This is a genomic window from Pseudoduganella lurida (assembly GCF_007830455.1).
Classification (GTDB): domain Bacteria; phylum Pseudomonadota; class Gammaproteobacteria; order Burkholderiales; family Burkholderiaceae_D; genus Rugamonas; species Rugamonas lurida.
In genome coordinates this window covers 362,413-386,997 of sequence record NZ_VLLB01000003.1, presented here as the reverse complement: position 1 = coordinate 386,997, position 24,585 = coordinate 362,413, and the positions used below count along the sequence as shown (strand labels likewise).

Genomic DNA, 24,585 nt, shown 5'->3' with positions numbered 1-24,585 from the left:
TTTGTACTAGTACTGCTTATTCGAACGGGTGACGGAGCACGATGGTTTCTTCGCGGTCCGGACCGGTGGAGACCATGTCGACGGGCACGCCGACCAGCTCTTCGATGCGCTTGATGTAGGCACGCGCGGTGGCCGGCAGTGCCGCCAGCGACTTCGCGCCGACGGTGCTGTCCGTCCAGCCGGGCATCTCTTCGTAGATCGGCTCGCAGCGGGCCGCTTCCTCGGCGCCGACCGGGAAGATATCGACCTGCTTGCCGTCGACCTTGTAGCCGGTGCACAGCTTGAGCGTTTCCAGGCCGTCCAGCACGTCCAGCTTCGTGAGGCACATGCCGGACACGCCGTTGATCTGCACGGAGCGGCGCAGCAGCGCGGCATCGAACCAGCCGCAGCGGCGGGCGCGGCCCGTCACGGTGCCGAATTCATGGCCCACTTGCGCCAGGTGATGACCGACGCCGGCATCGGTCGGCAGCTCGGACGGGAACGGGCCGGAACCCACGCGCGTCGTGTACGCCTTGGTGATGCCCAGGACGTAGTGCAGCATGTTCGGGCCCACGCCGGCACCGGCGGCGGCATTGCCGGCCACGCAGTTCGACGAGGTGACGAACGGGTAGGTGCCGTGGTCGACGTCCAGCAGCGAACCCTGCGCGCCTTCGAACAGCAGGTTGGCGCCGGCCTTGTGCGCGGCGTACAGCGCGCTCGACACGTCCGCCACCATCGGGCGCAGGCGCGGCACGTAGGCCAGCGCATCGTCCAGGGTCTTCTGGTACTCGACCTTCGGGGCCTTCAGGTAGTGTTCCAGCACGAAGTTGTGGTAGTCCAGGTTTTCGGCCAGCTTCTCGGCAAAGCGCTGCTCGTTCAGCAGGTCGGCGATGCGGATGGCGCGGCGGGCCACCTTGTCTTCGTAGGCCGGGCCGATGCCCTTGCCCGTGGTGCCGATCTTGGCGGCGCCGCGGGCCGCTTCACGGGCCGCGTCCAGCGCGGTGTGGTAAGGCAGGATCGCCGGCGAGGCTTCGGAGATCTTCAGGCGCGAGGCCACTTCGACACCGACCGCTTCGAGCTTGTCGATTTCGCGCAGCACGTCCGGCACGGAGACCACGACGCCGTTGCCGATGTAGCAGGCCACGCCCGGGCGCATGATGCCCGACGGGATCAGCTGCAGCGCCGTCTTCACGCCGCCGATGACCAGCGTGTGGCCGGCGTTGTGGCCGCCCTGGAAGCGCACCACGCCTTGCGCGTGCTCGGTCAGCCAGTCGACGATTTTGCCCTTGCCTTCATCGCCCCACTGGGTACCGATGACGACGACGTTTTTTGCAGTGATTTTCTTTGACATCACACTTAACCTAAGTTTTTAAGAATCCAGTTACTACCACTATCGTCGAGCACCAGCGCGCGGTCGCACTCGAACTCGTCCTGTTCATTGTCGTGACCCGGCAGGGACTGGATCACGACTTCGCCGGACTTGCGCAGCGCGGCGATTGTTTCCTTCAGCTCGGGCGCATTGCCCCAGGGTGCGCGGATCGCATGGCTGCGGTCCGCCGTCGGCAGCAGGCGCGCCAGTTCGCGCAGGTCCAGCGAGAAGCCGGTGGCGGGACGGGCGCGGCCGAATGCTTCGCCCACGTGATCGTAGCGGCCGCCGCGCGCCACCGCGTTCGGCAGGCCCGGCACGTACAGCGCGAACATCGCGCCGCTCTCGTACTGGTAGCCGCGCAGGTCGGCCAGGTCGATGGCCACGTCCACGCGGCCCAGTGCCGATGCGGCCAGTGCGGCCAGTTCGGCCAGCGCCTTGGCGATGCCGGGCGAATCGGGCAGCTTGTGCTTGGCGGTCGTGAGCACGTCCACGTCGCCGTACAGGTTCGGCAGTTCCAGCAGCGCGGCGCGCGTGGTCGGCTCATAGCTTGCGGTCAGCTCGCGCAGGCCCGGCACGTCCTTGGCGCGCAGCAGCGCAACGATGGCGTCGTGGTCGCGCTGGGCAGCGGCATCCGGTTCCAGGATCGCGCGCAGCACGCCCACGTGGGCCAGGTCCAGCCGCACTTCCGTGAAGCCGGCCAGCTCCAGCGAGGCGAGCGCCAGTTCCTGGATCTCGGCATCCGCTTCCAGGCCGGCATGGCCATAGATCTCGGCGCCGATCTGCAGCGGCTCGCGGGTGGCATGCAGGCCCGACGGACGGGTATGCAGCACGGGACCGGCATAGCACAGGCGCGTGACGGTGGCGCGGTTGAGCAGGTGCGCATCGATGCGGGCGACCTGGGTGGTCATGTCCGCGCGCAGGCCCAGCATGCGGCCGGAGATCTGGTCCACCAGCTTGAAGGTGCGCAGGTCGGTGTCCTGGCCGGCACCGGTCATCAGGGACTCGACGTACTCCAGCAGCGGCGGCATCACGAGCTCGTAGCCGTAGCGGCGGAAGTTATCCAGCATCAGGCGGCGCAACTCTTCGATCTTGCGCGCCTCGGACGGCAGGACATCGGCGATATGTTCAGGCAGAAGCCAATTCGGCATGGAAAACGGACGTTGTGAAACGCGTTGTTGAAAACGTTAATTCGGCACCAGCCAGCTTCGATGCGGCGCAACGGGTGCAGCGCGCACGAGCTGACGCTCGGCAGCGAGGCCGAACCGCATATTTTACGCGAAAAGGTGGTCAGAGAGGAAAAAAACTGCCCTCGGGGATGAGGCCGAGGGCAGTTGGATGGGTGGTGCTTGCCGGCGTTGGCGCCTGTCGATGCACCCGGGGTCTGTCCCCGGCATGTGGGGGACTGACCCCGATTTTCCGCGGCGTAGTCGGTACGCTGACGAAATCGGGGTCAGTCCCCGAGCAGCGGGAACTGACCCCAGACGAAATGCCGGTTTTCTTGCCGCCTACTTCTTCGCCGGCGCAGCCCCGGCACCGCCAGCCCCCTTGAAGTACTTGAAGAAGTCCGAGTTCGGATCGATCAGCATCACGTCCGCCTTCGTCTTGAACGACGTGCGGTAGGCTTCCAGGCTGCGGTAGAACTTGTAGAACTCCGCATTGCGGCCGAACGCTTCGGCGTAGATGCCGCTGGCCTTGGCGTCGCCTTCGCCGCGGATCTTCTCGGCTTCGCGGTAGGCTTCGGCCAGGATCACGGTGCGCTGCTTGTCGGCGTCGGCACGGATCTTCTCCGAATCGGCGGCGCCGGTGGAACGCAGTTCGTTGGCGACGCGCACGCGCTCGGCCTTCATGCGCTCGTACACGGAGTTGTTGATCTGCTCCACGTAGTCGACGCGCTTGAGCCGCACGTCCAGGATCTGCACGCCGATCTGTTCCGCTTCCTTGACGACCTTGGCGCGGATCGAATCCATCACCTTGCCGCGCTGGCCGGAGATCACTTCGCGCACGGTGCGCTTGGTGATCTCGTCGTTCAGCGAGGCCTTGACGATCTGCGCCAGGCGGTCGCGCGCCCGGCCTTCATCGCCGCCGAAGCTGACGAAGTACAGGCGCGGCTCCACGATGCGCCACTTGACGAAGGAATCGACCAGGATGTTCATCTTCTCGGCCGTGATGAAGCGGTCCGCCTCCGGCGAGTCGAGCGTGAGGATGCGCTTGTCCAGGTACTGCACGTTCTGGAACGGCGGCGGCAGCTTGAAGTGCAGGCCCGGTTCGCGGATCACCTGCTTCACTTCGCCGAGTGCGAACACGATGGCGAACTTGCGCTGGTCGACGACGAACACGGTGGACGACAGCAGCATCAGCGCGATGAACGCCGTGACGAGGAGAGTGACGATACGGTTCATTAACGGGTCTCCCTGTCGCGCGACGATTCACGCGCACGGCCGTCGCGGTGCGGGTCGGCGTAGGTGGGCTCGGGTGGCAGCAGCACGGCGGCAGGCGGCGGTGCCGTCACGTTGGCGCGCTGCGCCTCGGTGGCGGCCACCTGGGCGATCAGTTTGTCGAGCGGCAGGTACAGCAGGTTGCTGCCTGCCTTCGAGTCGACCATCACCTTGCTGGTGCTGGAGAAGATCTGCTGCATCGTGTCCAGGTACATGCGGTCGCGCGTCACGCCCGGTGCCTTCTGGTACTCGGCCAGCACGGACTTGAAGCGGTCGGCATTGCCCGAGGCGTTCTCGGTGACCATCGAGCGATAGGCTTCCGCTTCCTGCAGCAGGCGGAACGCCGCGCCACGCGCCTTCGGCACGATGTCGTTGGCATAGGCCTGGCCTTCGTTCTTCTGGCGCTCGCGGTCCTGGCCCGCTTTCACGGCATCGTCGAACGCGGCCTGCACCTGCTCCGGCGGCTGCACGCCCTGCATCGTCACGTTGGTGACGAGTGCGCCGGACGCATAGCGGTCGAGGATCTGCTGCATCAGTTGCTGCGTGTCGTACGCAACCTTCTCGCGGCCCTCGTACAGCACGAAGTCCATCTTGCTGCGGCCGACGATCTCGCGGATCGCCGTCTCCGCCACCTGGCGCACGGTGTCTTCCGCGTCGCGGTTGTTGTACAGCCAGGCCACCGGATCCTTCAGGCGGTACTGCACGGCGAACTGGATGTCGATGATGTTCTCGTCGTCCGTCAGCATCAGCGATTCGCGCGCCTGCTTGTTGCGGATATTGCCGCGGTAGCCCACTTCCACGGAGCGCACCTGCGACACGTTGACGGTCTCGTTGGCCTGGAACGGATACGGCCAGCGCCAGTTGAAGCCGGCCGCCGTTTCATGGCTGTAGCGGCCGAACGTGGTGACGATGCCCTTCTGGCCTTCCTGCACGATGAACGCGCCGCTGGCCAGCCAGACCAGCACGGCGATCGCGGCGACGGCACCGACGGTGACGCCGGCGCCTTTCAGTTCGCCACCGCCGCCGCTGCCGCCGTTACCGCCGCCATTGCCGTTGCGGTTCTTGTTGCCGAACAGGCCGTTCAGGCGCTGGTTGAAATCGCGCCACAGCTGGTCCAGGTCGGGCGGCCCGTCGCCAGGCTTCTTGCCTTCCTGGGCCTGCCTGTTGCCGTCCTTGTCCTCGCCCCAGCGGGGGTCGTTCAATGACAGCTTCAAGCCTAATCTTTTCGCAAGTGAGGAAAGAGGCATGTTGTTAGACATCGGTGAAAGTGGAAATGGCTTCGCCCGGCTGCGCATTGCTGCTGCCGCCGTTCGCTGCCCGGTGAGCCTGGGCTGTCTCGGTGATCGCTGCCCGCAGCAGATCCAGGCCGGCACCCGTGTGGGCGCTGATGAATACGCGTGAAATCTTATCATGCTCATCACGCTCGACCGTCGGGTCCAGCCCGGCGGCATCGATCTTGTTCCACACGAGGATCTGGGGAATATGGTCTGCGCCGATCTCGCGCAGCACTTCGTTGACCTGTTCGACCTGCTCCATCCGCACCGGACTGGCGCTGTCGACGACATGCAGCAGCAGGTCGGCGTGGATGGTTTCCTCCAGCGTGGCGCGGAATGCCGCCACCAGCTGGTGGGGCAGCTCGCGCACGAAGCCGACCGTGTCGCTGACCACGACATTGCCGGCCTCCTCGCCCATGTAGATGCGGCGGGACGTGGTGTCCAGCGTGGCGAACAGCTGGTTCGCCACGTAGACGCCGGCCTTCGTCATGGTATTGAAGAGCGTGGATTTGCCGGCATTGGTGTAGCCGACGAGGGACACGGAAAATGTCTGGTTGCGACCGCGCGCACGGCGCTGCGTCTCGTGCTGCTTGCGCAGCTTGGCGAGACGGGCCCGCAGGGCCTTGACCCTTTCGCCGATCAGCCGGCGGTCGGTCTCCAGCTGGGTTTCACCGGGACCGCGCAGGCCGATACCGCCCTTCTGCCGTTCCAGGTGGGTCCAGCCGCGGATCAGGCGGGTGGACAGGTGCTGCAGCTGCGCCAGCTCGACCTGCAGCTTGCCCTCGTGGCTCTGGGCCCGCTGGGCGAAGATATCGAGGATCAGGCTGGTACGGTCCAGCACCCGGACATTCAGGCGCTTTTCCAGGTTGCGCTGCTGCGCGGGCGACAGGGCGTGATTGAAGATGACGATTTCCAGCGCATGGTCCTGCACGGCATGACCGATTTCATCGGCCTTGCCGCTGCCGACGAAATACGCTGCGTCCGGACTGGAACGCTTGCCCGTCACGGTGGTGACGGGCTCCGCTCCCGCGGAACGCGCGAGCAGGTTCAACTCTTCGATGCTGGCGGCAAAGTCCCCCTGACCGAAGTCCACACCGACTAAAGCTGCGCGCATGGAGTGGCCAGGGAACGGTAAGTGAAACTGCGCGTGGAACTGCGCGGGCGGCTCTCTTGCTGCGTTGTCGCTACGATCAACACCTTACTCCGCGTCGGAGTCAATGTTGAGGTTGACGGCGCGGGCCGGCACCACCGTCGAGATGGCATGCTTGTACACCATTTGCGTAACGGTGTTACGCAGCAGGACCACGTATTGGTCGAACGACTCGATATGACCTTGCAACTTGATGCCGTTGACGAGGTAGATCGAGACGGGAACGTGCTCTTTGCGCAGCGCGTTCAGGAATGGGTCTTGTAACAATTGCCCTTTATTGCTCATAACAGCTCCAGTTGATGTTGTATTGTTGGAATTGGAGGCGAAACACTAAATTTCAACACCAGATTTCAAGCCATCCGTACTCGTTGCCGCAGAGTGAAAACACCCGGGCGGCGACGGACATGCTTCGAGGCTACTGTAACCTGTTTTGGCGAAATATGCAGGGGGCGTTCGGCTGAAATGGTGAAAAAATTACCATGCATGGAAGAAGCGGGGATCAGCTCTTCTCGCGCTTGTCGAACGGGTTCTTGCCCGTGCGCAGCTCGATGCGCAGCGGCGTGCCGACGAGCTGGAACGTATCGCGGAAATGCTTTTCCAGATAGCGCTTGTACGGCTCGCTGATGGCGTCCAGCGAATTGCCGTGGATGACGATCACGGGCGGGTTCATGCCACCCTGGTGGGCGTAGCGCAGCTTCGGCCGCAGGCCGCCCTTGCGTTTCGGCTCCTGCTTCTCCACCGCTTCCTGCAATGCGCGCGTGAGCTTCGGCGTGGACAGGTCGGCCATCGCGGCGCGGTAGGCCGAGTCGACGGCCTTCATCAGCGGGCCGATATTGGTGCCCTTCAGCGCCGAGATGAAGTGCGTCTTGGCGAAGCCGAGGAAGTCCAGCTTGCGGTCCATCGTGTTCTTGATCTCGTCGCGCTCGTGCGACTGCAGGCCGTCCCACTTGTTCACGGCCACCACCAGCGCGCGGCCCGATTCCAGGATGAAGCCGGCGATGTGCGCATCCTGCTCGGAGATATCCTGCTGCGCGTCGAGCATCAGCACGACCACGTTCGCTTCCGAGATCGACTGCAGCGTCTTGACGACCGAGAATTTCTCGATCGCCTCGAACACCTTGCCGCGGCGGCGGATGCCGGCCGTGTCGATCAGCGTGTAGTGCTGGTTGTCGCGCTCGAACGGAATCTCGATCGAATCGCGCGTGGTGCCCGGCATGTCGAAGGCGATCACGCGTTCTTCGCCCAGCAGCGTATTGATCAGCGTGGACTTGCCCACGTTCGGGCGGCCCACCAGGGCCAGCTTGATGCCCCGCTCGGCCGGCAGCAGCTCTTCCTCGTTCTCGGGACGGGCGGCGAAGGCCTTGTCCAGCGCCTCGTCCACCAGGTCGTGCACGCCATCGCCATGGGCGCCGGAGATCGCATACGGATCGCCCAGGCCCAGTTCGTAGAAGTCGGACACGGCGGAGGTGTACTTCATGCCCTCGGCCTTGTTCACGACCAGCAGCACGGGACGGCCGCTGCGGCGCAGGAAGTCCGTGATGGTCTTGTCGTGCGGCGTCATGCCCTGGCGGCCGTCGACGAGGAACACGACGATGTCCGCCTCCGCGACGGCCTGCTTGGTCTGCAGGGCCATCTGGAACATGATGCCTTCCTTCGCGACCGGTTCGAAACCGCCGGTATCGATGACCAGGAAGGGACGTTCGCCGACGCGGCCCTCGCCATAGTGACGATCGCGCGTCAGCCCTGGGAGGTCCGCCACCAGCGCGTCGCGCGAGCGGGTCAGACGATTGAAGAGGGTCGATTTCCCGACGTTCGGGCGACCCACGAGTGCAATTACCGGCTTCATTCTTGTTTTCTACTCAACCGCTCGCGCGGTCATCAGTGCTGCTTGGTGTTGAAAGGATTACTGAAAAATCTGTTACTCGACCGCGATGGCGGCCACGGTGCCCGACTGGGTCTGGAAGATCATGTTCGATCCCGAGACCAGCGGCACCGATCTGATCGGGCTGCCGTCGGTGGCGATCCGGCCCAGCATCGCGCCATCTTCGCGCGACAGCAGGTGCACATAGCCCTGGAAGTCGCCGACCGCGACGACGCGGCCGTACGACAGCGGCGTGGACAGCACGCGGTTGCCCAGCGAGTCGTTCTTCCACGCGCTGGCACCGCTTTCGCGGCTGAACGCGGACACGGCGCCCTTGTCGTCGGCAACGAACACGAAGCGCTGGTCGACGCCCACGCCGACATCCGACGACGTCGCCTTGGTCCACTTGGCCGCGCCCGTGGTCAGGTCGAAACAGCCGGCCTTGCCCTGGTACGTGACCGTGCAGATGTCGGCACCCTGCACGACGGGCGTGCCGCCGATGTCGGACACGCGTTCCAGCTCCGTGGTACCGCGCGGCTCGGCCACCGACACTTCGAAGCGCGGCACGCCGTTGGCCAGCGACAGCGCCAGCAGCTTGCCGGCCGGCTGCGCCACGTAGACGTTCGGCTGCGCCACCACCATGCCCGGCGCATTGCGCAGCGTGAGCGGCGGCGTCGTGCGCTGCAGGAACCACTTGCGCTCGCCCGTCTTCGTGTCGTAGGCGGCGATCTTGTTGTCCATGCTGCGCACGATCACCAGTTCATCGGTCACGGCCGGCGCGGACAGGATCTCGGATGAAGCCTCGATCTTCCACAGCTGCTTGCCGGTGGCGGCATCGAATGCCAGCACGGTGCCCTTCACGCCGCCCACGGCGACGGTTTTCGCATTCGCGCCCACGCCGGCCGTCAGATCGGTGCCGGCCTTCACGCGCCACTGCGAACGGCCGGTGGCGGCATCGAGACGCTCGATCGTGCCATCCGTATCGGCCACGAACACGGCGTTGTCGGCCAGCGCCGGCGAGAACGTGTACAGGCCGGCCTTGCCCGCCGAGTGCTTCCAGACGATCTTGGCCGCGATCGGCGACTTGATGTCCACCAGCTCGGCGGGCGGGTTCTTGTCCTTTTCCTTGAACGGATTGAGCTTGTTCATCGTGCTGCAGGCGGCCGTCATGGAGAGCAGGCTCACGCCGATTACTTTACCGGTGATACGCATAGATTCAACCTTGTTCTGACTTACGTTGGTACCGTGGCGGCGCGCCGCCGATGGCAGCGCGCGCGGGATGCTGTCGGGCTCAGGCCGCGGCGGCCGGCTTCTCTTCCGGCACCGTGCCGCCGACGGCTTCCAGCTTCAGCTCCACGAGCTGGCGTGCCGGGCTTTTCTTGTCCATGCCCGCCAGCGCGGCCTGGTAGGCGGCGCGCGCCTCGGCCAGCTTGTTCTGCGCGGCCAGCACATCGCCCTTGCGGTCATTGACGGATGCGGTGTACTGCGCCGGCACGTCGCCGCCCAGCGTTTTCAGCGCCTCGTCGTAGGCCTTCTCGTCCAGCAGCACGCCGGCCAGGCGGATCTTGGCGACCGTTTTGTACTCGTCGTTGCCATGCTCGATCGCCCACTGCAGCTGGGCTTTCGCCGTCTTCAGGTCGTTCGCATCGAAGGCGCTCTTGGCGGCCGTCAGCGCGCCCATCGCCGCATACGACGTGCTGCCGTAGCGTTTCTCGATGTCGGCGGCAGCGCGCTGCACCTTCGCATTGTCCTTGCCGTTCGCTTCCTGCAGCGCGTCGTACAGCGACGACGCCTCGACGGCCTGGGTGCGCTGGTAGTACTGCCAGCCGGTCCAGCCGGAGTAAGCCGCCAGACCCGCGACGACCACCCAGGTCGCCGCATTGCCGTACTTCGCCCACCACGCCTTCAGGGTGTCGAGCTGTTCTTGTTCTTCGTGATCGAATGCCATGTCTGTCTCTTTCGATATTAATGGTGGTGCATGTGATCGTCGCAGTCTTCGCCACATTCGTGGCCGCCGGTGATCTGCGCGACGATGTAGTCGACGACTTCCTCGAACACCACGGAAGCCTGCTGCTGTTCGCCCTCTTCACCGCGCAGCGCCTTCACGCTGGCGGTGTTGCTGGCCACTTCGTCGGCACCGATGATGATGGCGAACGAGGCGCCGCTGCCGTCGGCCTTCTTCATCTGGCTCTTGAACGAGCCGGCGCCGGCCGGCGTGGCACAGTGCAGGATCACGTCCAGGCCGGCGTCGCGGATGCGTTCGCCCAGGATGAAGGCCTGCAGCTGCGCCTCTTCGCCCTGGTGCACGAGGTAGACGTCGCACTGGTTCGGCGCGGCCGTGTCGCCGGCCGATTTCATCAGCTCGATCAGGCGTTCGATGCCCATCGCGAAGCCCACGGCCGGCGTCGGCTTGCCGCCGAACTGCTCGATCAGCGGGTCGTAGCGGCCGCCGGCACAGACGGTGCCCTGCGCGCCCAGTTCGTCCGTCACCCATTCGAACACGGTGCGGTTGTAGTAGTCGATGCCGCGCACCAGGCGCGTGTTCACCGTGTACTGCACGGCATTGCGGTCCAGCAGGTTGCGCACGCCGTTGAAGTGGGCCAGCGACTCGGCGCCCAGGTAGTCCATCAGCTTCGGCGCGTTGTTGACGATGTCCTGCAGCGCCGGATTCTTCGTGTCGAGGATGCGCAGCGGGTTGGTGTGCAGGCGGCGCTTGGCATCCGCATCCAGCACTTCCTCATGCTGCTGCAGGTACTTGATCAGGTCCACGCGGTGCGCCGCGCGCTCGGCCGCGTCGCCGATCGAATTGATCTCCAGGCGGATGTCCGGCAGGCCCAGGTCGTCCCACAGGCGGCGGCACAGCAGGATCAGTTCCGCGTCGATGTCCGGGCCCGTGAAGCCCACGGCTTCCGCGCCGAACTGGTGGAACTGGCGGTAGCGGCCACGCTGCGGACGCTCGTGGCGGAACATCTGGCCCTTGTACCACAGCCGTTTCGGGCCGTCGTAGACGAGGTTATGTTCCAGCACGGCGCGCACCACGCCGGCCGTGCCTTCAGGACGCAGGGTGAGCAGGTCGCCGTTCATCGAATCCTCGAAGGAATACATCTCCTTCTCGACGATGTCGGTCACGGCGCCGATGGCGCGCGCGAACAGGCGGGTTTCCTCGACGATCGGCGTGCGGATGTTCTGGTAGCCGTAGCTCTGCAGGATCGACTGCGCGGTGTTCTCGAAGATCTCCCACAGGTGGGCATCGGCCGGCAGGACGTCGGGCATCCCTTTGACGGCGGTGATCTTTTCAGGTTTTTTATTGTCAGACATGAACTGGGAAATAAACTGTTTATACGGTGACTGGTGAGTAGTTCTTCTGCACGTAATCGAGCACGATCTGCTGGAATTCCTGCACGATGCCTTCGCCGCGCAAGGTGGCGAATTTCTGGCCGTCGACGAACACCGGCGCGGCCGGCGATTCGCCCGTGCCGGGCAGGCTGATGCCGATATTGGCGTGCTTCGATTCGCCGGGGCCGTTGACGATGCAGCCCATCACGGCCACGTTCATCGCCTCCACGCCCGGGTAGCTCTTCTTCCATTCCGGCATCTGCTCGCGCAGGAAGGTCTGGATATCGTCCGCCAGCTCCTGGAACGTGGTGGACGTGGTGCGGCCGCAACCCGGGCATGCGATCACCATCGGCATGAACTTGCGCAGCCCCATCGTCTGCAGGATTTCCTGGCCGACGATGACTTCCTTCGTGCGGTCGCCACCGGGTTCCGGTGTGAGCGAGATGCGGATCGTGTCGCCGATCCCTTCCTGCAGCAGCACGGACAGCGCGGCCGTGGAGGCGACGATGCCCTTGCTGCCCATGCCCGCTTCCGTCAGGCCCAGGTGCAGCGCGTAGTCGCAGCGCTTCGCGAGTTCGCGGTACACGGCGATCAGGTCCTGCACACCGGAGACCTTGCAGGACAGGACGATCTTGTCCCGTCCCAGTCCGATCTCCTCGGCGCGCACGGCGTTCTCGATGGCGGATGTGATCAGCGCTTCGTACATCACCGCCTGCGCGCTCCATGGGTTGGCGCGTGCCGCGTTCTCGTCCATGATGCGGGCCAGCAGCGCCTGGTCGAGCGAGCCCCAGTTGACGCCGATGCGCACCGGCTTCTGGTGGCGGATCGCCACTTCGATCATCTGGGCGAACTGCGTGTCGCGCTTGGCGCCCTTGCCCACGTTGCCGGGGTTGATGCGGTACTTCGACAGCGCCGCGGCGCAGTCCGGGTATTCCGTCAGCAGCGTGTGGCCGTTGTAGTGGAAGTCGCCCACCAGCGGCACGTCGACCCCCATCCTGTCGAGCTGGTCGCGGATGTACGGCACGGCCTGCGCCGCTTCCGGCCGGTCCACCGTCAGGCGCACCAGCTCGGAGCCGGCGCGGGCCAGTTCCTTGATCTGGATGGCGGTACCGACGGCATCGGCGGTATCCGTGTTCGTCATCGACTGCACGACGACCGGGTGGGCGCCGCCGACCCAGACCTTGCGGTCGCCGTGCGCGACCAGCACGCCCTGGCTGCTGCGGCGCGCGAGGGGACCGGACGGGATGGCGGTGTTTGTTTCGTAAGAGCTCATTACTTGATCTGGACGCGGGAAATGGTGCCGTTCGCGACCTTCGGCAGGGCCAGCGGCTGGCCGCGCAGCGTGGCGCGCACACCGTCCGGCTTGCCGACGATGAGCGTCGCCTGGCGGTCGATTTCAAAGGTTTCCGTGCTGCCCGCCTTGACGAGGCGCGAGATCAGCGACGACGTGCCGGGGCGGCGGATTTCCACCCACGAGTCTTCCTCGAACGTGAGGGTCAGCGTGTTGGCGCCCGGCGCTCCGGACGTTGCTGCAGCAGGCGTCGCGGCGGCGGGTGCCGGTGGCGTGACTGCGGGCGTCGTCGCTGCCGGCGCTGCCGCTGGCGTCGTTGCCGGTACCGCGGCAGGTTCGGCCGGCGTGCCCGTCACGAGCGGCGTGGCCGGCCCCGTGACCAGCGGCGCGGTATTGTCCGGCGAGGCCGGCGGCTGCACCAGCGGCACGTTGGTCTGGATGGGCGCGGACGGCGTCGTCGACGCCGTGCCGGCAACGGTGGCGGGCACTTCCGTCGAGGCGGTCTTGTGGAACGCGGGCAGCGTGATCAGGCCGGCCTGCCAGGCGCCGGCGGCAGCCACGACGGCCAGCACCACCACGCCGCCGATGATCCAGCCTTTCGGCTTCGACTGGCGCGAGGCCAGCGTGGGGAACCGCGAGGACGAGAAGCTGGCGGGAATCTTCTCGCGCCTGATCGGCGCGTGCTCGGTGTTGACGACGGCCGGCGCCACTTCGATCTGCGCCACCAGGGGCGCCGGATCGAGCCGCACCACCTTCGCATAGGCGCGGATGAAGCCGCGCGTGACGGCCATGTTCGGCAGCGACGCATAGTCGCCCTGCTCGAGCGCCACCACCTGGCGCGGTGCCAGCTTCAGCTGGTCCGCCACCTGTTCAATGCTCAGGCCCATCGCTTCGCGCCCCGCGGCCAGCTGCGCACCGGGCGCCGCATGGCGCCGGCTGTCGGACTGCGGCTCGCCTTGCGGCTGTTTCTGCCCTTCTGAATCCATTGTTACCCCTGTATCACTCATCGAACGCCCCACGTTGATACGCAGCATACTCGGGCGACATGGCATGCCGGCGGCGCAACTGCGTTGCCCATTGCTGCTCCGCCCCGTCGTCGCCCAGCCGATGCTGCACCTTAATCGCCAGCCACAGCACATCGGCCGTCAGGCTGTCGGCCCTGGCAATCTTGCCAAGGCGGGTAATGAAAAAATTGGCGCGCACGTTGTCGCGGCGCTCATAGTAGACCCGCGCCAGGTTGGCGTTGGCCGACGGCTGGTCCGGTGCCAGCTGCAGCGCCTGCAGCAAGTACTTCTCGGCCCGGTCGAGATCCTTCACTTTCAGCGCGCAACTGCCGGCATTGTTCAGCGCCTTGGCCGGCGACGCGTACTGCCGGCTGGCCAGCGCCGCGTCGAACCAGCGGAACGATTCCGGCACGCGGCCGTTCTGGCACAGGAACGAACCGTAGTTGTTCGCCACATCCGGATTGTTCGGCGCCAGCGCCAGCGCGCGCTTGAAATTATCGTCCGCCAGCACGGTTTCGCCCATGCCCATGTAGATCAGCGCGCGCACGCCATAGGCATCGGCATAGCCGGGATCGGCGTCGATCGCCTTCTTGATCTCGTCCAGCGCCACCGGCAGCTGGCCCTGTTCGTAGTAGCCGACCGCCAGCTGCAGGCGGATCTGGGCGCGCTTCTGCGCTGCCGTGGCATCCGACAGAGTGGGCAGGTCCGCCTTGCCGCTGGTGGCACCGGCCCCGTTGGCCGTGCCGCCCGGGCCCGCGCAGGCCGCCAGCAGCGTGCACGCCGCCATGCCGGCCACGAGGGGGCCGATCAGGCGGACGCGGCGCTGGGCGGCGCCCCGCATCAGGAGCGGATCTCCACGATCTTGCCGAAATCGGCACCGAATTTGGCTTGATATTCCGTCATTTTTTCCATGCGCTGCTGCACGCGGGTACGGTCCTTCACCTCGCCGGCCAGCTGGCCGCAGGCGGCGTCGATATCGTCGCCGCGGGTCTTGCGAATGGTCGTCACGATACCAGCATTCATCAGCACTTCGGAAAAAGCCTTGATGCGGGGATTTTTCGAACGCGTCAGGCCCGACTCCGGGAAGGGGTTGAACGGAATCAGGTTGAACTTGCAATTCACGCCGTACACGGGGTGATTGACCAGCGCGACCAGCTCGCGCGCATGCTCGTCGCTGTCGTTGAAACCGTCCAGCATGCAGTATTCGAAGGTGATGAAGTCGCGCGGCGCAAATTCGAGATAGCGCTTGCAGGCGGCCAGCAGCTCGGCCAGCGGGTATTTCTTGTTCAGCGGCACGAGGCCGTTGCGCAGCTCGTCGTTGGACGCGTGCAGCGACACGGCGAGGGCCACAGGCACATCCTGGGACAGCTTGTCGATCATCGGCACCACGCCGGAGGTGGACAAGGTCACGCGGCGGCGCGACAGGCCGTAGGCGTTATCGTCCAGCATCAGTTTCAGCGCGGTGGCGGTCGGCTCGTAGTTCAGCAGCGGCTCGCCCATGCCCATCATCACCACGTTGGTGATCTGGCGCTCGCCCTTAGGGCCCGGCTCGATGCCCTTGGTGCGGCGCAGCTCGAACTCGGCCATCCACAGCTGGCCGATGATCTCGGCCACCGTCAGGTTGCGGTTGAAGCCCTGCTTGCCCGTCGAGCAGAAGCGGCAGTTCACGGCGCAACCGGCCTGGGTGGAAATGCACAGCGTGCCGCGGTTTTCCTCGGGGATGAACACCGTTTCGACGGCGTTGCCGTTGCCCACATCGACCAGCCATTTGCGCGTGCCGTCCGTGGACGTGTTGTCGCTGACGATGGCCGGCGCCGTGATGTGGGCGCGGGTCTTGAGTTTTTCGCGCAGCGACTTGGCCAGGTCCGTCATGCTGTCGAAGTCCGACGCACCGAACTGGTGGATCCAGCGTTGCAGCTGCTTGGCGCGGAACGGCTTCTCACCCAACTGCGCGCAGTAGTCGATCAGTTGCGCGGGATCGAGGTCCAGCAGGTTGGTCAGAGTCGTTTCCATGGCCTTTTCAATCTTCTTTCAAAACGCCCGCGCCCCGGACAGTGCCGGGGCGTGTGGCGGGTACAGCATTTACCCCTCGGTGGGGAACATCCAACCGCTATCGTTACCGGAGCAACGATTAACGCGAGTAGACGTTCAGTGCCGGGAAGTAGTAAGCGATTTCCGTAGCGGCGGTTTCGGCAGCATCCGAACCGTGCACGGCGTTGGCATCGATCGAATCGGCGAAATCGGCGCGGATCGTGCCTTTTTCGGCTTTCTTCGGATCGGTAGCACCCATCAGGTCGCGGTGCTTCGAGATGGCGTCTTCACCTTCCAGGACCTGGATCATGACCGGGCCGGACACCATGAAGTCGACCAGATCCTTGAAGAACGGACGGGCGGAGTGCACTGCGTAGAAGCCTTCGGCTTCGGCGCGCGACAGTTGGGCCATGCGGGCCGCAACGATTTTCAGGCCAGCGCCTTCGAAACGGCTGTAGATCTGGCCGATGACGTTCTTCGCCACTGCGTCCGGTTTGATGATGGACAGGGTGCGTTCGATTGCCATTATTAGAAACTCCAATTAAAAGAAAGGTTTAAAACAGAATTGATTTCTCGATCAACCTTTGATTTTAGCATACAACACCCCATATACTATGCATGTTGGGGCGGAAGATGGCGTCACAAGCGCTCCCGAAATCGCGTTGCGGACGGTAATGGCTGGGAAGCCCAGCCGTTCGCGGGCACCAGCGAGATCGGCAGCGAAGAACAGACTCGTCGCAAGACGTACGACAGACCATCACCGGCGGGCATCAGCCCTTTTGCATCAAGGCCCTCAGTGGGCAAGGGTACACCGTACCGACAAACTAGGAGTAAACGATGGCAAATCTGCAAAAAACCTACGACTACGCGGGTGGACAGTCCGTCACCCGCAACAAGGTCCTGCGCAACACCTACTGGCTGCTTTCGCTGTCGATGATCCCGACAGTGCTGGGCGCCGCCGTGGGCGTGGCGTTCGGCGTTCCGATCCCGGCCGGCTTCCTGGGCGCGCTGCTGTTCCTGGGCATCGCGTTCGGCTTCATCTGGGCGATCGAGAAGAACAAGCACAGCGGCGCGGGCGTGGCCCTGCTGCTCGGCTTCACCTTCTTCATGGGCCTGATGCTCACACCGCTGCTCACGCGCACGCTGGGCTTCTCGAACGGCGGCACGCTGATCATGCTGGCGTTCGGCGGTACCGCGTCGATCTTCGCCGTGCTGGCCAGCATCGCCACCGTCTCCAAGCGGGATTTCTCCGGCGTCGCCAAGTTCGCGATGATCGGCCTGGTCGGCATCATCCTGGCCTCGCTGGCGAACATCTTCTTCGCCATCCCGGCCCTGACGCTGACGATCTCCGTGCTGGCCATCGGCATCTTCTCCGCCTTCATCCTGTATGACGTGCAGCGCATCGTCAACGGCGGCGAAACCAACTACGTGAGCGCCACGCTGGCCCTGTACCTGGACGTGTACAACATCTTCACGAGCCTGCTGCAGATCCTGGGCTTCGCCGGCGGCAGCCGCGACTAAGCTTCCTTGCAGTAACGAAAAGCCGGCTTCGCGCCGGCTTTTTTACGTCCTGCAGAAAGATTCCCGTCACGCCAGGTCGAACACCGCCATCGATTCCACGTGCGAGGTATGCGGGAACATGTTCATCACGCCGGCCTGCTTGAGCACGTAGCCGGCGCGGTGCACCAGCACGCCGGCGTCGCGTGCCAGCGTGGAGGGGCTGCACGAGACGTAAACGATGCGCTTCGGCAGCATTTCGGGATGGCTTTCCTTCAGGTCGGCCAGCGCGAGCGACAGGGCCATCGCGCCATCGCGCGGCGGGTCGATCAGCATGCGGTCGAACTTGCCCAGGGCGACCAGGTCGTCCTTCGTCACTTCGAACAGGTTGCGGCAGTAGAACGTGGTCTTGTCGCCGACGCCGTTGACGACCGCATTCTCCTGCGCCCGCTCGGTCAGCGTGGTGCTGCCCTCGATGCCCACCACCTCGCGCGCCTGCGTGGCCAGCGGCAGCGTGAAGTTGCCCAGGCCGCAGAACAGGTCGGCCACGCGGTCCTGCGGCTGCACGTCCAGGTGCCGCAGTGCCTTGTGCACCAGCACGCGGTTGATCTGGTGGTTCACCTGCGTGAAGTCGACGGGCTTGAACGGCATGCGGATGCCGAATTCCGGCAGCGTGTAGTACAGCTCCTTGCCCAGCGGGTAGAACGGGTAGGCGGTCTCCGGGCCCTTCGGCTGCAGCCACCACTGGATGGCGTACTGGTCGGCAAACGCCTTCAGCTTCGCCTCGTCATCGGCCGTCAGCGGCGCCATATTGCGCATCACCAGCACCGTCAGCGCCTCGCCGATCGCCAGCTCCAGCTGCGGCACCTTGTCGTAGATGCTCAGCGAGCCGATCAGCGCGCGCAGCGGCATGAACATGTCGGAGACAAATTTCGGCACGACCTGGCAGCTCCGGATATCGGCCACGAACACGGATTTCTTCTCGTGGAAGCCGACCAGCACGGTGTTCTTCTTGGCCACCCAGCGGGCCGAGAGACGCGCGCGGTAGCGGTAACCCCAGGTGGGGCCCTGCAGCGGGCGCATCATCAGCTCGGACTTCACTTTCGACAGGTGCCACAGGTTGTCTTCCAGCGAGCGCTGCTTGATGGCCACCTGCGCGGTGGCTTCCAGGTGCTGCATCGAGCAGCCGCCGCAGTAGTCGAAGTGCACGCATTTCGGCGTGACCCGCAGCGCGGACTGGCGGTGCAGCGCCGTCATGCGCGCCGCTTCCCAGTTCTTCTTTTTCTTGAAGGTCTCGAAGCCCACCCGCTCGCCCGGCAGCGCCCCTTCCACGAACACCACCTTGCCGGGCGTGCCGTCCTCGTTGTCCTCCATGTGGCCGACGCCGCGCGCGTCCTGGTCGAGCGATTTGATTTCGATGATGTTGTCGTGCATGAGTATCAGTGTTGGCCGGCGCCCCGCAGCGGCGAACACCGGCGGGCGGGCATGCAATTCGGAGGGCGACATGATAGCAGGAATGCCGGCCGAGCTGGCTGGGCGGGGCGCAGAACGTGGGGAGAGACTACAGCAGCGAGTCGCGTACCACGCCGCGCGCCGCCATGGCGCGCTTGAGCTTCACCAGCGCTTCCTGCTGGATCTGCCGCACCCGTTCGCGCGTGACGCCCATTTCCTCGGCCAGGGTTTCCAGCGTGGCCGGATCGTCGTTGTCGAGGCCGAAGCGGCGCATGATGACGATGCGCTGCTTGTCCGGCAGGCGCGACAGCCAGTCGCGCACCAGGTGGGTCATTTCCAGGTGCTCGGCGCGCGCATCGGGGCTGTCCTCCGCATCACCGGGCAGCATGTCCATCAGCGACGACTGCGGGTCGTTGTCCAGCGGCGCATCGAGCGACGTGGCGTGCTCGGACAGCGCCAGGATGTCCTGCACCTCCTCGACCGGGCGGCCGACGAGTTCGGCGATATCCTCGGCCGTGGCATCCTTGCCGTTGTGGTGCTGCGCCTCGAGGTGGTACTTGCCGCGCAGGATCTGGTTCAGCTCGCGCACCATGTGCACCGGCAGGCGCACCGTGCGGGCCTGATTCATGATGGCCCGCTCGATGCTCTGGCGGATCCACCAGGTGGCATAGGTGGAAAAGCGGAAGCCCCGCTCGGGCTCGAACTTGTCGATCGCGCGCATCAGGCCGATATTGCCTTCCTCGATCAGGTCGAGCAGCACGACACCGCGGTTGATGTAGTGCTTGGCGATCGACACGACGAGCCGCAGGTTATGCTCGATCATCTTCTGCCGGGCGGCGAAATCGCCGGCTTTCGCCAGCGTGGCGAAGTGGACTTCCTGCGGCGCCGTGAGCAGCGGCCGGGTGCCGATCTGGTTCAGGTAATGCTGGGTGGTGTCGGTGGACAGTTCGGCGGCCAGGACCTTCTTCAGCTCGTCGACCGTTTCGGCGGGGGCGGCCGCGCGGCCATCGACGTCGCCGGGATCGCGGTCGCCTTCGTCGTCGTCGGTGGGGTGCCCGTCCGCCAGCCGCTCCGCATAATCTTCCGGCAGAGCGTCATCTTCCAGTCGATCGTGCGGCGCGCTTGTCATGGGCAGCCCTAACGGTTAGGCAGGAACTTCGAAGGATCCACCGGCTTGCCCTGCTGCCTGATTTCAAAGTGCAGCTTGACGGAGTCGGAGTCGGAATCCCCCATCTCGGCGATGGTCTGGCCCTTGTTGACCGTCTGGCCTTCCTTCACGAGGATCGACCGGTTGTGGGCGTATGCGGACAGCAGACCGTTACTGTGCTTGACGATGACGAGATTACCATATCCGCGGATGCCGCTGCCGGCGTACATGACCTTTCCTGCACCTGCCGCAAGCACCTGCTGGCCGGGCCGGCCGGCGATGTCGATGCCCTTGTTCTTGCCTTCGTCGAACTGGGCGACGACGCGGCCGTCCGATGGCCACATCCAGCTGACATCGCGGTCCTCGGCGGACAGTGCGGGCTGCGCCGGCGCGGACGGCTTGGCGCTGGCCAGTTGCACCGGCTTCTCCGCTTTCGGCGGCGCGTCGGGCTTGCCGTCGCCATCGCGGTCGAGCTTCTGCTGCTCGGCCAGCGTGCCTTCGGCGAACGGCTTCTTGTCGCCCTTCGGCTCGGTTTTCTTCGGCGGCGGCACGATCTTCGTCGTATCCGGTGGCATGGCGACGGCGGCGGTGCGCACGCCCGGCGCCTCTTCCGGCGGCGCCACGCGCAGTACCTGGTCCACCTTGATGTCGTTCGGGTTGGCCAGGTTGTTCCAGGTGACCAGGTCGCGGTAGTTCTGGCCGTTGTCCAGTGCGATGCGCAGCAGCGTGTCGCCCTTGCGGACGGTGTAGTAGCCGTCGCGGTCCTTGGTTTCCTGCACCGGGGCCGGGGCCGGCGCGGGACGCGGCGTGTGGCGGGTGATGGGGCGCTCGATCACGGGCGCCTGGTTCGGGGTGGTCGTACAGGCTGCCAGCATCAGCAGGGGCAGCAGCAGGGGCGCATACAGGGAGGTTTTTTTCGTCATGCTCATCTGGTTTCGATCTCGATCTCTACGCCTGCCGTGGCATCCTTCGCCCGGCGGGTCATCGCGGCGCCATGACCGGGTTACGGCCATGGCGGCACTATGGAATACGGCACTGTCCAACACGGTACCGCAAGGCGGCACCGGCAGGACAGCACCCGTCATTGCGGCACTTTTACAAAGTACGTCCAAACGGTCGTTTTAAGCGGTGCATTCAAACGGTACCTTCGAACGGTACCTTCAAATGGTACCTGCGCGCAGCGGCACGAAGTGGCAGTCTTCCAGCGTCTGGCGCACCCATTCGTTCCTCGTCACGCGGGTGACGAGTTCGAGATGCTGGGTGCGCTCGCCAACGGGAGCCACCAGCCGTCCGCCAATGGTCAGCTGATCCAGCAGCGCCTGCGGTACTTCCAGTCCCGCGGCCGCGAGGATGATGCCGTCGAACGGCGCTGCCTGGGGCAGCCCAAGCATACCATCTCCGTAATGCAGACGCAGATTCGCTATCCGCAGGGGCCGCAGGTTGGCCTTCGCCAGCTCATGTAACGGCTTGATGCGCTCGATGGAATACACGTCCTGCGAAATACATGAAAGAACAGCCGCCTGGTAGCCGCAGCCGGTGCCGATTTCCAGCACTTTCTTCAGTTCCCCGCCGTGGCGCAGCACTTCCAGCATGCGGGCCACGATGTAGGGCTGCGAGATGGTCTGCTGGTGGCCGATCGGCAGGGAGGCGTCCACATAGGCCTGCGCCGCCAGCCCTTCGTCCATGAACATATGGCGCGGCACGGCGCCCAGCGCGGCCAGTACGGCCTGGTCGTGCACGCCCTGCTTCGCCACGCGCGCCACCATCGCGCGGCGTACCGAGTCGGGCACCTGCGCATAGCGGCGCGCCATGCCGGGGTGGGACGGCTCGAAGGACAGCGGCCGGGCCGAAGCCCCCTTGACGGCCGGCGTGCCGGCCACCGTTGCCATGCTCCCGCCCTGGTAGGCGGCGATCGGCTTCGCCGGACCGGGCCCCGTTCCATGGGCTGGCAGCGACAGGTGCGATGGATAGGCCGGAGGGCTCGCATGCGACGTCTGCACCGGCTTGGCCAGATGGTGGGCGGCGTTGCGGGTGGCCGTCTGCGGCGTGGCGACCGGGCCGGCGATGCCGGGCTTCTTCTGCCCCTTGTCCGTCACCGACGACAGGGGCAGCGGGAAAGTACGGGGCTTGTCGGTCATCCGAGGGCCTTTGCCAGCTGCGCGAGCTGGGTTTTGTGGGTGAGATCGACCTGCAGCGGCGTGATCGAGATGCGGCCGGCCGCCACGGCATGGAAATCGGTGCCCTCGCCCGCATCCTTGCAGGCACCCGGCGGGCCGATCCAGAAAATTTCCCGGCCGCGCGGGTCGTGCGACTTGATCACGGGCTCGGCCTGGTGGCGGCGGCCCAGGCGGGTGGCCAGCGGCGGTCCCAGTTCTTCATAGGGCCGGTTCGGGATGTTCACGTTCAGCAGGTAGGGACTGGCGATCGCGTCGGCATAGCGCTGCACGATGTCGCGCGCCGCCTTCGCCGCGTCCGCGATGTGCGCCCAGCCCCACTCGCCCTGGGAAAACGCGATGGCGGGGATGCCGAACAGGTAGCCTTCGGTCGCGGCCGCGACGGTGCCGGAATACAGTGTGTCGTCGCCCATGTTCGGGCCGTTGTTGATGCCGGAGACGATCAGGTCGGGCCGCTCGACCAGCATGCCGGTCAGCGCGATGTGCACGCAGTCGGTCGGCGTGCCATTGACAAAATAGAAACCATTCGCTGCCTGCTGCACGGACAGGGGCCGGTCCAGCGACAGCGAATTCGAGGCGCCGGAGCGGTTGCTGTCGGGCGCCACCACGACGATCTCGGCGATGGGGGCCAGCGCTTCGGCCAGCGCACCGATTCCCGGTGCCAGGTAGCCATCGTCGTTGCTGATCAGGATTCTCATACGAGAATTTTACCTGAAGCAACGCTTCGCCAGCGCATCCGGCGGGCCGGATGGCGGAAAGTGTGGCGCGATCAGCGCACCACGCTGCGTGGCACCGACAGTTCGCCCGCCGGCGCCTCGCCCCGCGCCGCCCGGTGCGCCTGCGCGGCGGGATAGCCGGCACGCGGCTGGTCGATGCCCACCATGCGGTGCTCGCGGCCATGCACATCCCGCACCGCGGGGGGCTCGGGCTGGCGCAGCCGGGCCTTTGCATGGGCCAGCACCTTGCGGGTGCGCACGGTGTCCACATGCTCCGGGCCCAGCAGGCGGGTGCGCAGCGCCAGCACCTGCTCGAGCAGTTCGGCCGCCGGTTCGATCCGTTCGGCCAGGCTCAGGATATCGGCGCGGATCGCCAGGCTCTCCACCGTTGCCAGGTGCTCGCCGCCCAGCTGGCGACTGTAGGCATCGATCACGGCATCCTGCAGCGCCAGCGCCTCCGGGAACTGGCCCAGCTGCGCCAGCGTGGCGGCCAGCGCGGTGGACGCCTCCAGCGTGGGCGGTGCACCGGCGCCGAACATGCGTTCGCGCGCTTCCAGCACCGCTTCCTGCAGGAAGTGCGCCTCGTGGTACTTTTCCTGCTCGAACAGCAGGTCGGCCAGTTCGGCCTTGCTGTCCAGCGTGTCGGCATGGTCGTCGCCCAGGATCAGCACGTGCAAGGACAGGCCTTCCTCGAGGCAGGCGGCGGCCTGCTCCAGCCTGCCCTCGCGGCGGTACAGCTGGCCAAGCCGCGCCAGGTCGCGCGCCAGCGGCAGCGACACGCCACGTCCGCCGCCCCGTTCCATCGCGGCCCGCCCGGCCGCCACGGCATCGAGCAGCGGAATCTCGTCCCGCGACTGCCAGGGCCGGTGGCCGCCCAGGAACCAGCCGAGGAACGCTTCGAAGGTGCGCGTGACGGAGAAGCGGTCGTCATCGAGCTCGCCGTTGACGGGCAGCGCCTCGCCGCAGGCCAGGCTGCGCGACTGCTGCAGCTGCACTTCGTTGAAATAGCTCTCCAGCGACACGCGGGACAGCCCATAGGCTTCGCCCAGCGCGCGCTCGAACAGGGGCTGGTAGCCGGGGATGCGGCGTTCCGGGTCGCCGCGCCGCCACAGCGCGCGCTGCGCCGAATCGTTCATCTCGATGCGCGACGGCAGCGGGTAGATCAGCAGCGGGCGCTGTTCCTCCTCGTGGCTGCGGCGCCAGGTGGTGGTGCGCTGCACGAGCGCTTCGAGCCCCTCCAGGTGCTGGTGGTTCGGCGTGAACACCAGCACCAGCCGGGTCGGCAGCAGCGTGGTGCAGATGCCGGCCGTTTCGGTACGCCCGGCACGCGCATCGACCAGCACGTGCCGGAAGCGCCGCGCCAGGTTTTCGGCAAAGACGCGGAACAGCGCCGGACAGGCATCGAACAGCGCCTCCCAGTCCAGCCGGGCGAGGCGTTCGGCATAGCTGCCATCCTGCCGGCCGGCGCGCATCAGGTACAGGGGGCGACCCAGGTCGGCGCGCGTGACGTACTGTTCCCAGCCCACCGCATCGAGCACCGCCTGCGCCAGCGCGGTATCGCGCTCCCCTTCGTCCGCACAGCTTTCCGCCGCGTGGCGGCTGCGCCGCAGCAGCTGGTCGCGGCAGGCCTCGAACAGTTCCAGCACGCCCGGCCCATCGGGCTGCACCTTGAAGTAGTGGTGCAGCCCTGGCGCTTCCATGTCCCAGTCGATCATCAGCGTGGGCACGGTCGCATTGTGGCGGCGCGCCAGCATCACGGCCAGGTTCGCCAGCGCCATCGTGCGCCCTGCCCCGCCCTTGTGGGAATAGAAGGTGGCGACTTCGCCCGGTTCGTCGAGCGGCGGCAGGGACAGTCGATGCGGTTCCATT

22 protein-coding genes are annotated in these 24,585 nt (G+C 65.7%); 1 reads left to right on the top strand and 21 read right to left on the bottom strand.

Annotation, left to right across the window (positions count from 1 at the left end; all coding sequences use genetic code 11):
- Window positions 1-16 precede the first annotated feature (16 nt).
- The 15 genes from IP91_RS11185 to ndk form a co-directional block, all read right to left on the bottom strand.
- Window positions 17-1,330: an adenylosuccinate synthase gene (locus IP91_RS11185; protein WP_145649045.1), complete on the bottom strand. Its 1,314-nt coding sequence runs from the start codon at window positions 1,328-1,330 to the stop codon at window positions 17-19.
- 5 nt (window positions 1,331-1,335) lie between these two features.
- On the bottom strand, window positions 1,336-2,496 hold the full coding sequence (locus IP91_RS11180; RefSeq protein ID WP_145649044.1) for an ATP phosphoribosyltransferase regulatory subunit: 1,161 nt from the start codon (window positions 2,494-2,496) through the stop codon (window positions 1,336-1,338).
- 357 nt (window positions 2,497-2,853) lie between these two features.
- Window positions 2,854-3,747 carry a protease modulator HflC gene (hflC, locus tag IP91_RS11175; RefSeq protein WP_145649043.1) on the bottom strand — a complete coding sequence of 298 codons (894 nt, stop codon included), beginning with the start codon at window positions 3,745-3,747 and terminating at the stop codon, window positions 2,854-2,856.
- The gene (hflK, locus tag IP91_RS11170) at window positions 3,747-5,030 is read right to left on the bottom strand and encodes an FtsH protease activity modulator HflK (RefSeq protein ID WP_145649042.1); all 1,284 of its coding nucleotides are present in this window, start codon (window positions 5,028-5,030) and stop codon (window positions 3,747-3,749) included. The genes hflC and hflK overlap by 1 nt, the downstream gene beginning before the upstream one ends.
- A 4-nt stretch (window positions 5,031-5,034) precedes the next feature.
- The gene (gene hflX, locus IP91_RS11165; RefSeq protein WP_145649041.1) at window positions 5,035-6,171 is read right to left on the bottom strand and encodes a GTPase HflX; all 1,137 of its coding nucleotides are present in this window, start codon (window positions 6,169-6,171) and stop codon (window positions 5,035-5,037) included.
- Between the two features lie 84 nt (window positions 6,172-6,255).
- Complete coding sequence (hfq, locus tag IP91_RS11160; RefSeq protein WP_145649040.1) at window positions 6,256-6,492, bottom strand: RNA chaperone Hfq; 237 nt, start codon at window positions 6,490-6,492, stop codon at window positions 6,256-6,258.
- Window positions 6,493-6,706: 214 nt separating this feature from the next.
- A complete protein-coding gene (gene der, locus IP91_RS11155; protein ID WP_145649039.1) occupies window positions 6,707-8,053 on the bottom strand; it encodes a ribosome biogenesis GTPase Der in 1,347 nt (448 codons plus the stop codon).
- A 72-nt stretch (window positions 8,054-8,125) separates the two neighbouring features.
- Window positions 8,126-9,253 (bottom strand): outer membrane protein assembly factor BamB, encoded by a 1,128-nt coding sequence (bamB, locus tag IP91_RS11150; protein ID WP_503826402.1) that lies wholly within the window; start codon window positions 9,251-9,253, stop codon window positions 8,126-8,128.
- 106 nt (window positions 9,254-9,359) lie between these two features.
- On the bottom strand, window positions 9,360-10,016 hold the full coding sequence (locus IP91_RS11145) for a YfgM family protein (RefSeq protein WP_145649037.1): 657 nt from the start codon (window positions 10,014-10,016) through the stop codon (window positions 9,360-9,362).
- 17 nt (window positions 10,017-10,033) lie between these two features.
- Entirely contained in the window at window positions 10,034-11,386 is a 1,353-nt protein-coding gene (gene hisS, locus IP91_RS11140; RefSeq protein WP_145649036.1) for a histidine--tRNA ligase, read from the bottom strand.
- A 19-nt stretch (window positions 11,387-11,405) separates the two neighbouring features.
- Window positions 11,406-12,677, bottom strand: coding sequence for a flavodoxin-dependent (E)-4-hydroxy-3-methylbut-2-enyl-diphosphate synthase (ispG, locus tag IP91_RS11135; RefSeq protein WP_145649035.1), 1,272 nt, complete (start codon window positions 12,675-12,677; stop codon window positions 11,406-11,408).
- Window positions 12,677-13,681, bottom strand: a complete 1,005-nt coding sequence (locus IP91_RS11130) for a helix-turn-helix domain-containing protein (protein ID WP_145649034.1) — start codon at window positions 13,679-13,681, stop codon at window positions 12,677-12,679. The genes ispG and IP91_RS11130 overlap by 1 nt, the downstream gene beginning before the upstream one ends.
- A 13-nt stretch (window positions 13,682-13,694) precedes the next feature.
- Window positions 13,695-14,540 (bottom strand): type IV pilus biogenesis/stability protein PilW, encoded by an 846-nt coding sequence (pilW, locus tag IP91_RS11125; RefSeq protein ID WP_145649033.1) that lies wholly within the window; start codon window positions 14,538-14,540, stop codon window positions 13,695-13,697.
- Complete coding sequence (gene rlmN / locus IP91_RS11120; RefSeq protein WP_145649032.1) at window positions 14,540-15,712, bottom strand: dual-specificity RNA methyltransferase RlmN; 1,173 nt, start codon at window positions 15,710-15,712, stop codon at window positions 14,540-14,542. Before rlmN ends, pilW begins: the two co-directional genes overlap by 1 nt.
- 118 nt (window positions 15,713-15,830) lie before the next feature.
- Complete coding sequence (gene ndk / locus IP91_RS11115; protein WP_145649031.1) at window positions 15,831-16,256, bottom strand: nucleoside-diphosphate kinase; 426 nt, start codon at window positions 16,254-16,256, stop codon at window positions 15,831-15,833.
- A 311-nt stretch (window positions 16,257-16,567) separates the two neighbouring features.
- On the opposite strand from ndk, the gene IP91_RS11110 reads away from it, so the two are divergent.
- Entirely contained in the window at window positions 16,568-17,251 is a 684-nt protein-coding gene (locus tag IP91_RS11110) for a Bax inhibitor-1/YccA family protein (RefSeq protein WP_145649030.1), read from the top strand.
- A gap of 66 nt (window positions 17,252-17,317) precedes the next feature.
- Here the strand turns inward: IP91_RS11110 and rlmD are convergent, their stop codons facing one another.
- From rlmD to IP91_RS11080, 6 genes are all read right to left on the bottom strand, one after another.
- Window positions 17,318-18,661 carry a 23S rRNA (uracil(1939)-C(5))-methyltransferase RlmD gene (gene rlmD / locus IP91_RS11105; RefSeq protein WP_145649029.1) on the bottom strand — a complete coding sequence of 448 codons (1,344 nt, stop codon included), beginning with the start codon at window positions 18,659-18,661 and terminating at the stop codon, window positions 17,318-17,320.
- A gap of 127 nt (window positions 18,662-18,788) precedes the next feature.
- A complete protein-coding gene (gene rpoS, locus IP91_RS11100) occupies window positions 18,789-19,808 on the bottom strand; it encodes an RNA polymerase sigma factor RpoS (RefSeq protein WP_145649028.1) in 1,020 nt (339 codons plus the stop codon).
- 8 nt (window positions 19,809-19,816) lie between these two features.
- Window positions 19,817-20,749, bottom strand: coding sequence for a peptidoglycan DD-metalloendopeptidase family protein (locus IP91_RS11095; RefSeq protein ID WP_145649027.1), 933 nt, complete (start codon window positions 20,747-20,749; stop codon window positions 19,817-19,819).
- A gap of 237 nt (window positions 20,750-20,986) precedes the next feature.
- A complete protein-coding gene (locus IP91_RS11090; RefSeq protein ID WP_145649026.1) occupies window positions 20,987-21,964 on the bottom strand; it encodes a protein-L-isoaspartate(D-aspartate) O-methyltransferase in 978 nt (325 codons plus the stop codon).
- Window positions 21,961-22,698: a 5'/3'-nucleotidase SurE gene (gene surE / locus IP91_RS11085; RefSeq protein ID WP_145649025.1), complete on the bottom strand. Its 738-nt coding sequence runs from the start codon at window positions 22,696-22,698 to the stop codon at window positions 21,961-21,963. Before surE ends, IP91_RS11090 begins: the two co-directional genes overlap by 4 nt.
- 71 nt (window positions 22,699-22,769) lie before the next feature.
- Window positions 22,770-24,584 (bottom strand): KGGVGR-motif variant AAA ATPase, encoded by a 1,815-nt coding sequence (locus tag IP91_RS11080; protein WP_145649024.1) that lies wholly within the window; start codon window positions 24,582-24,584, stop codon window positions 22,770-22,772.
- Window position 24,585 lies beyond the last annotated feature (1 nt).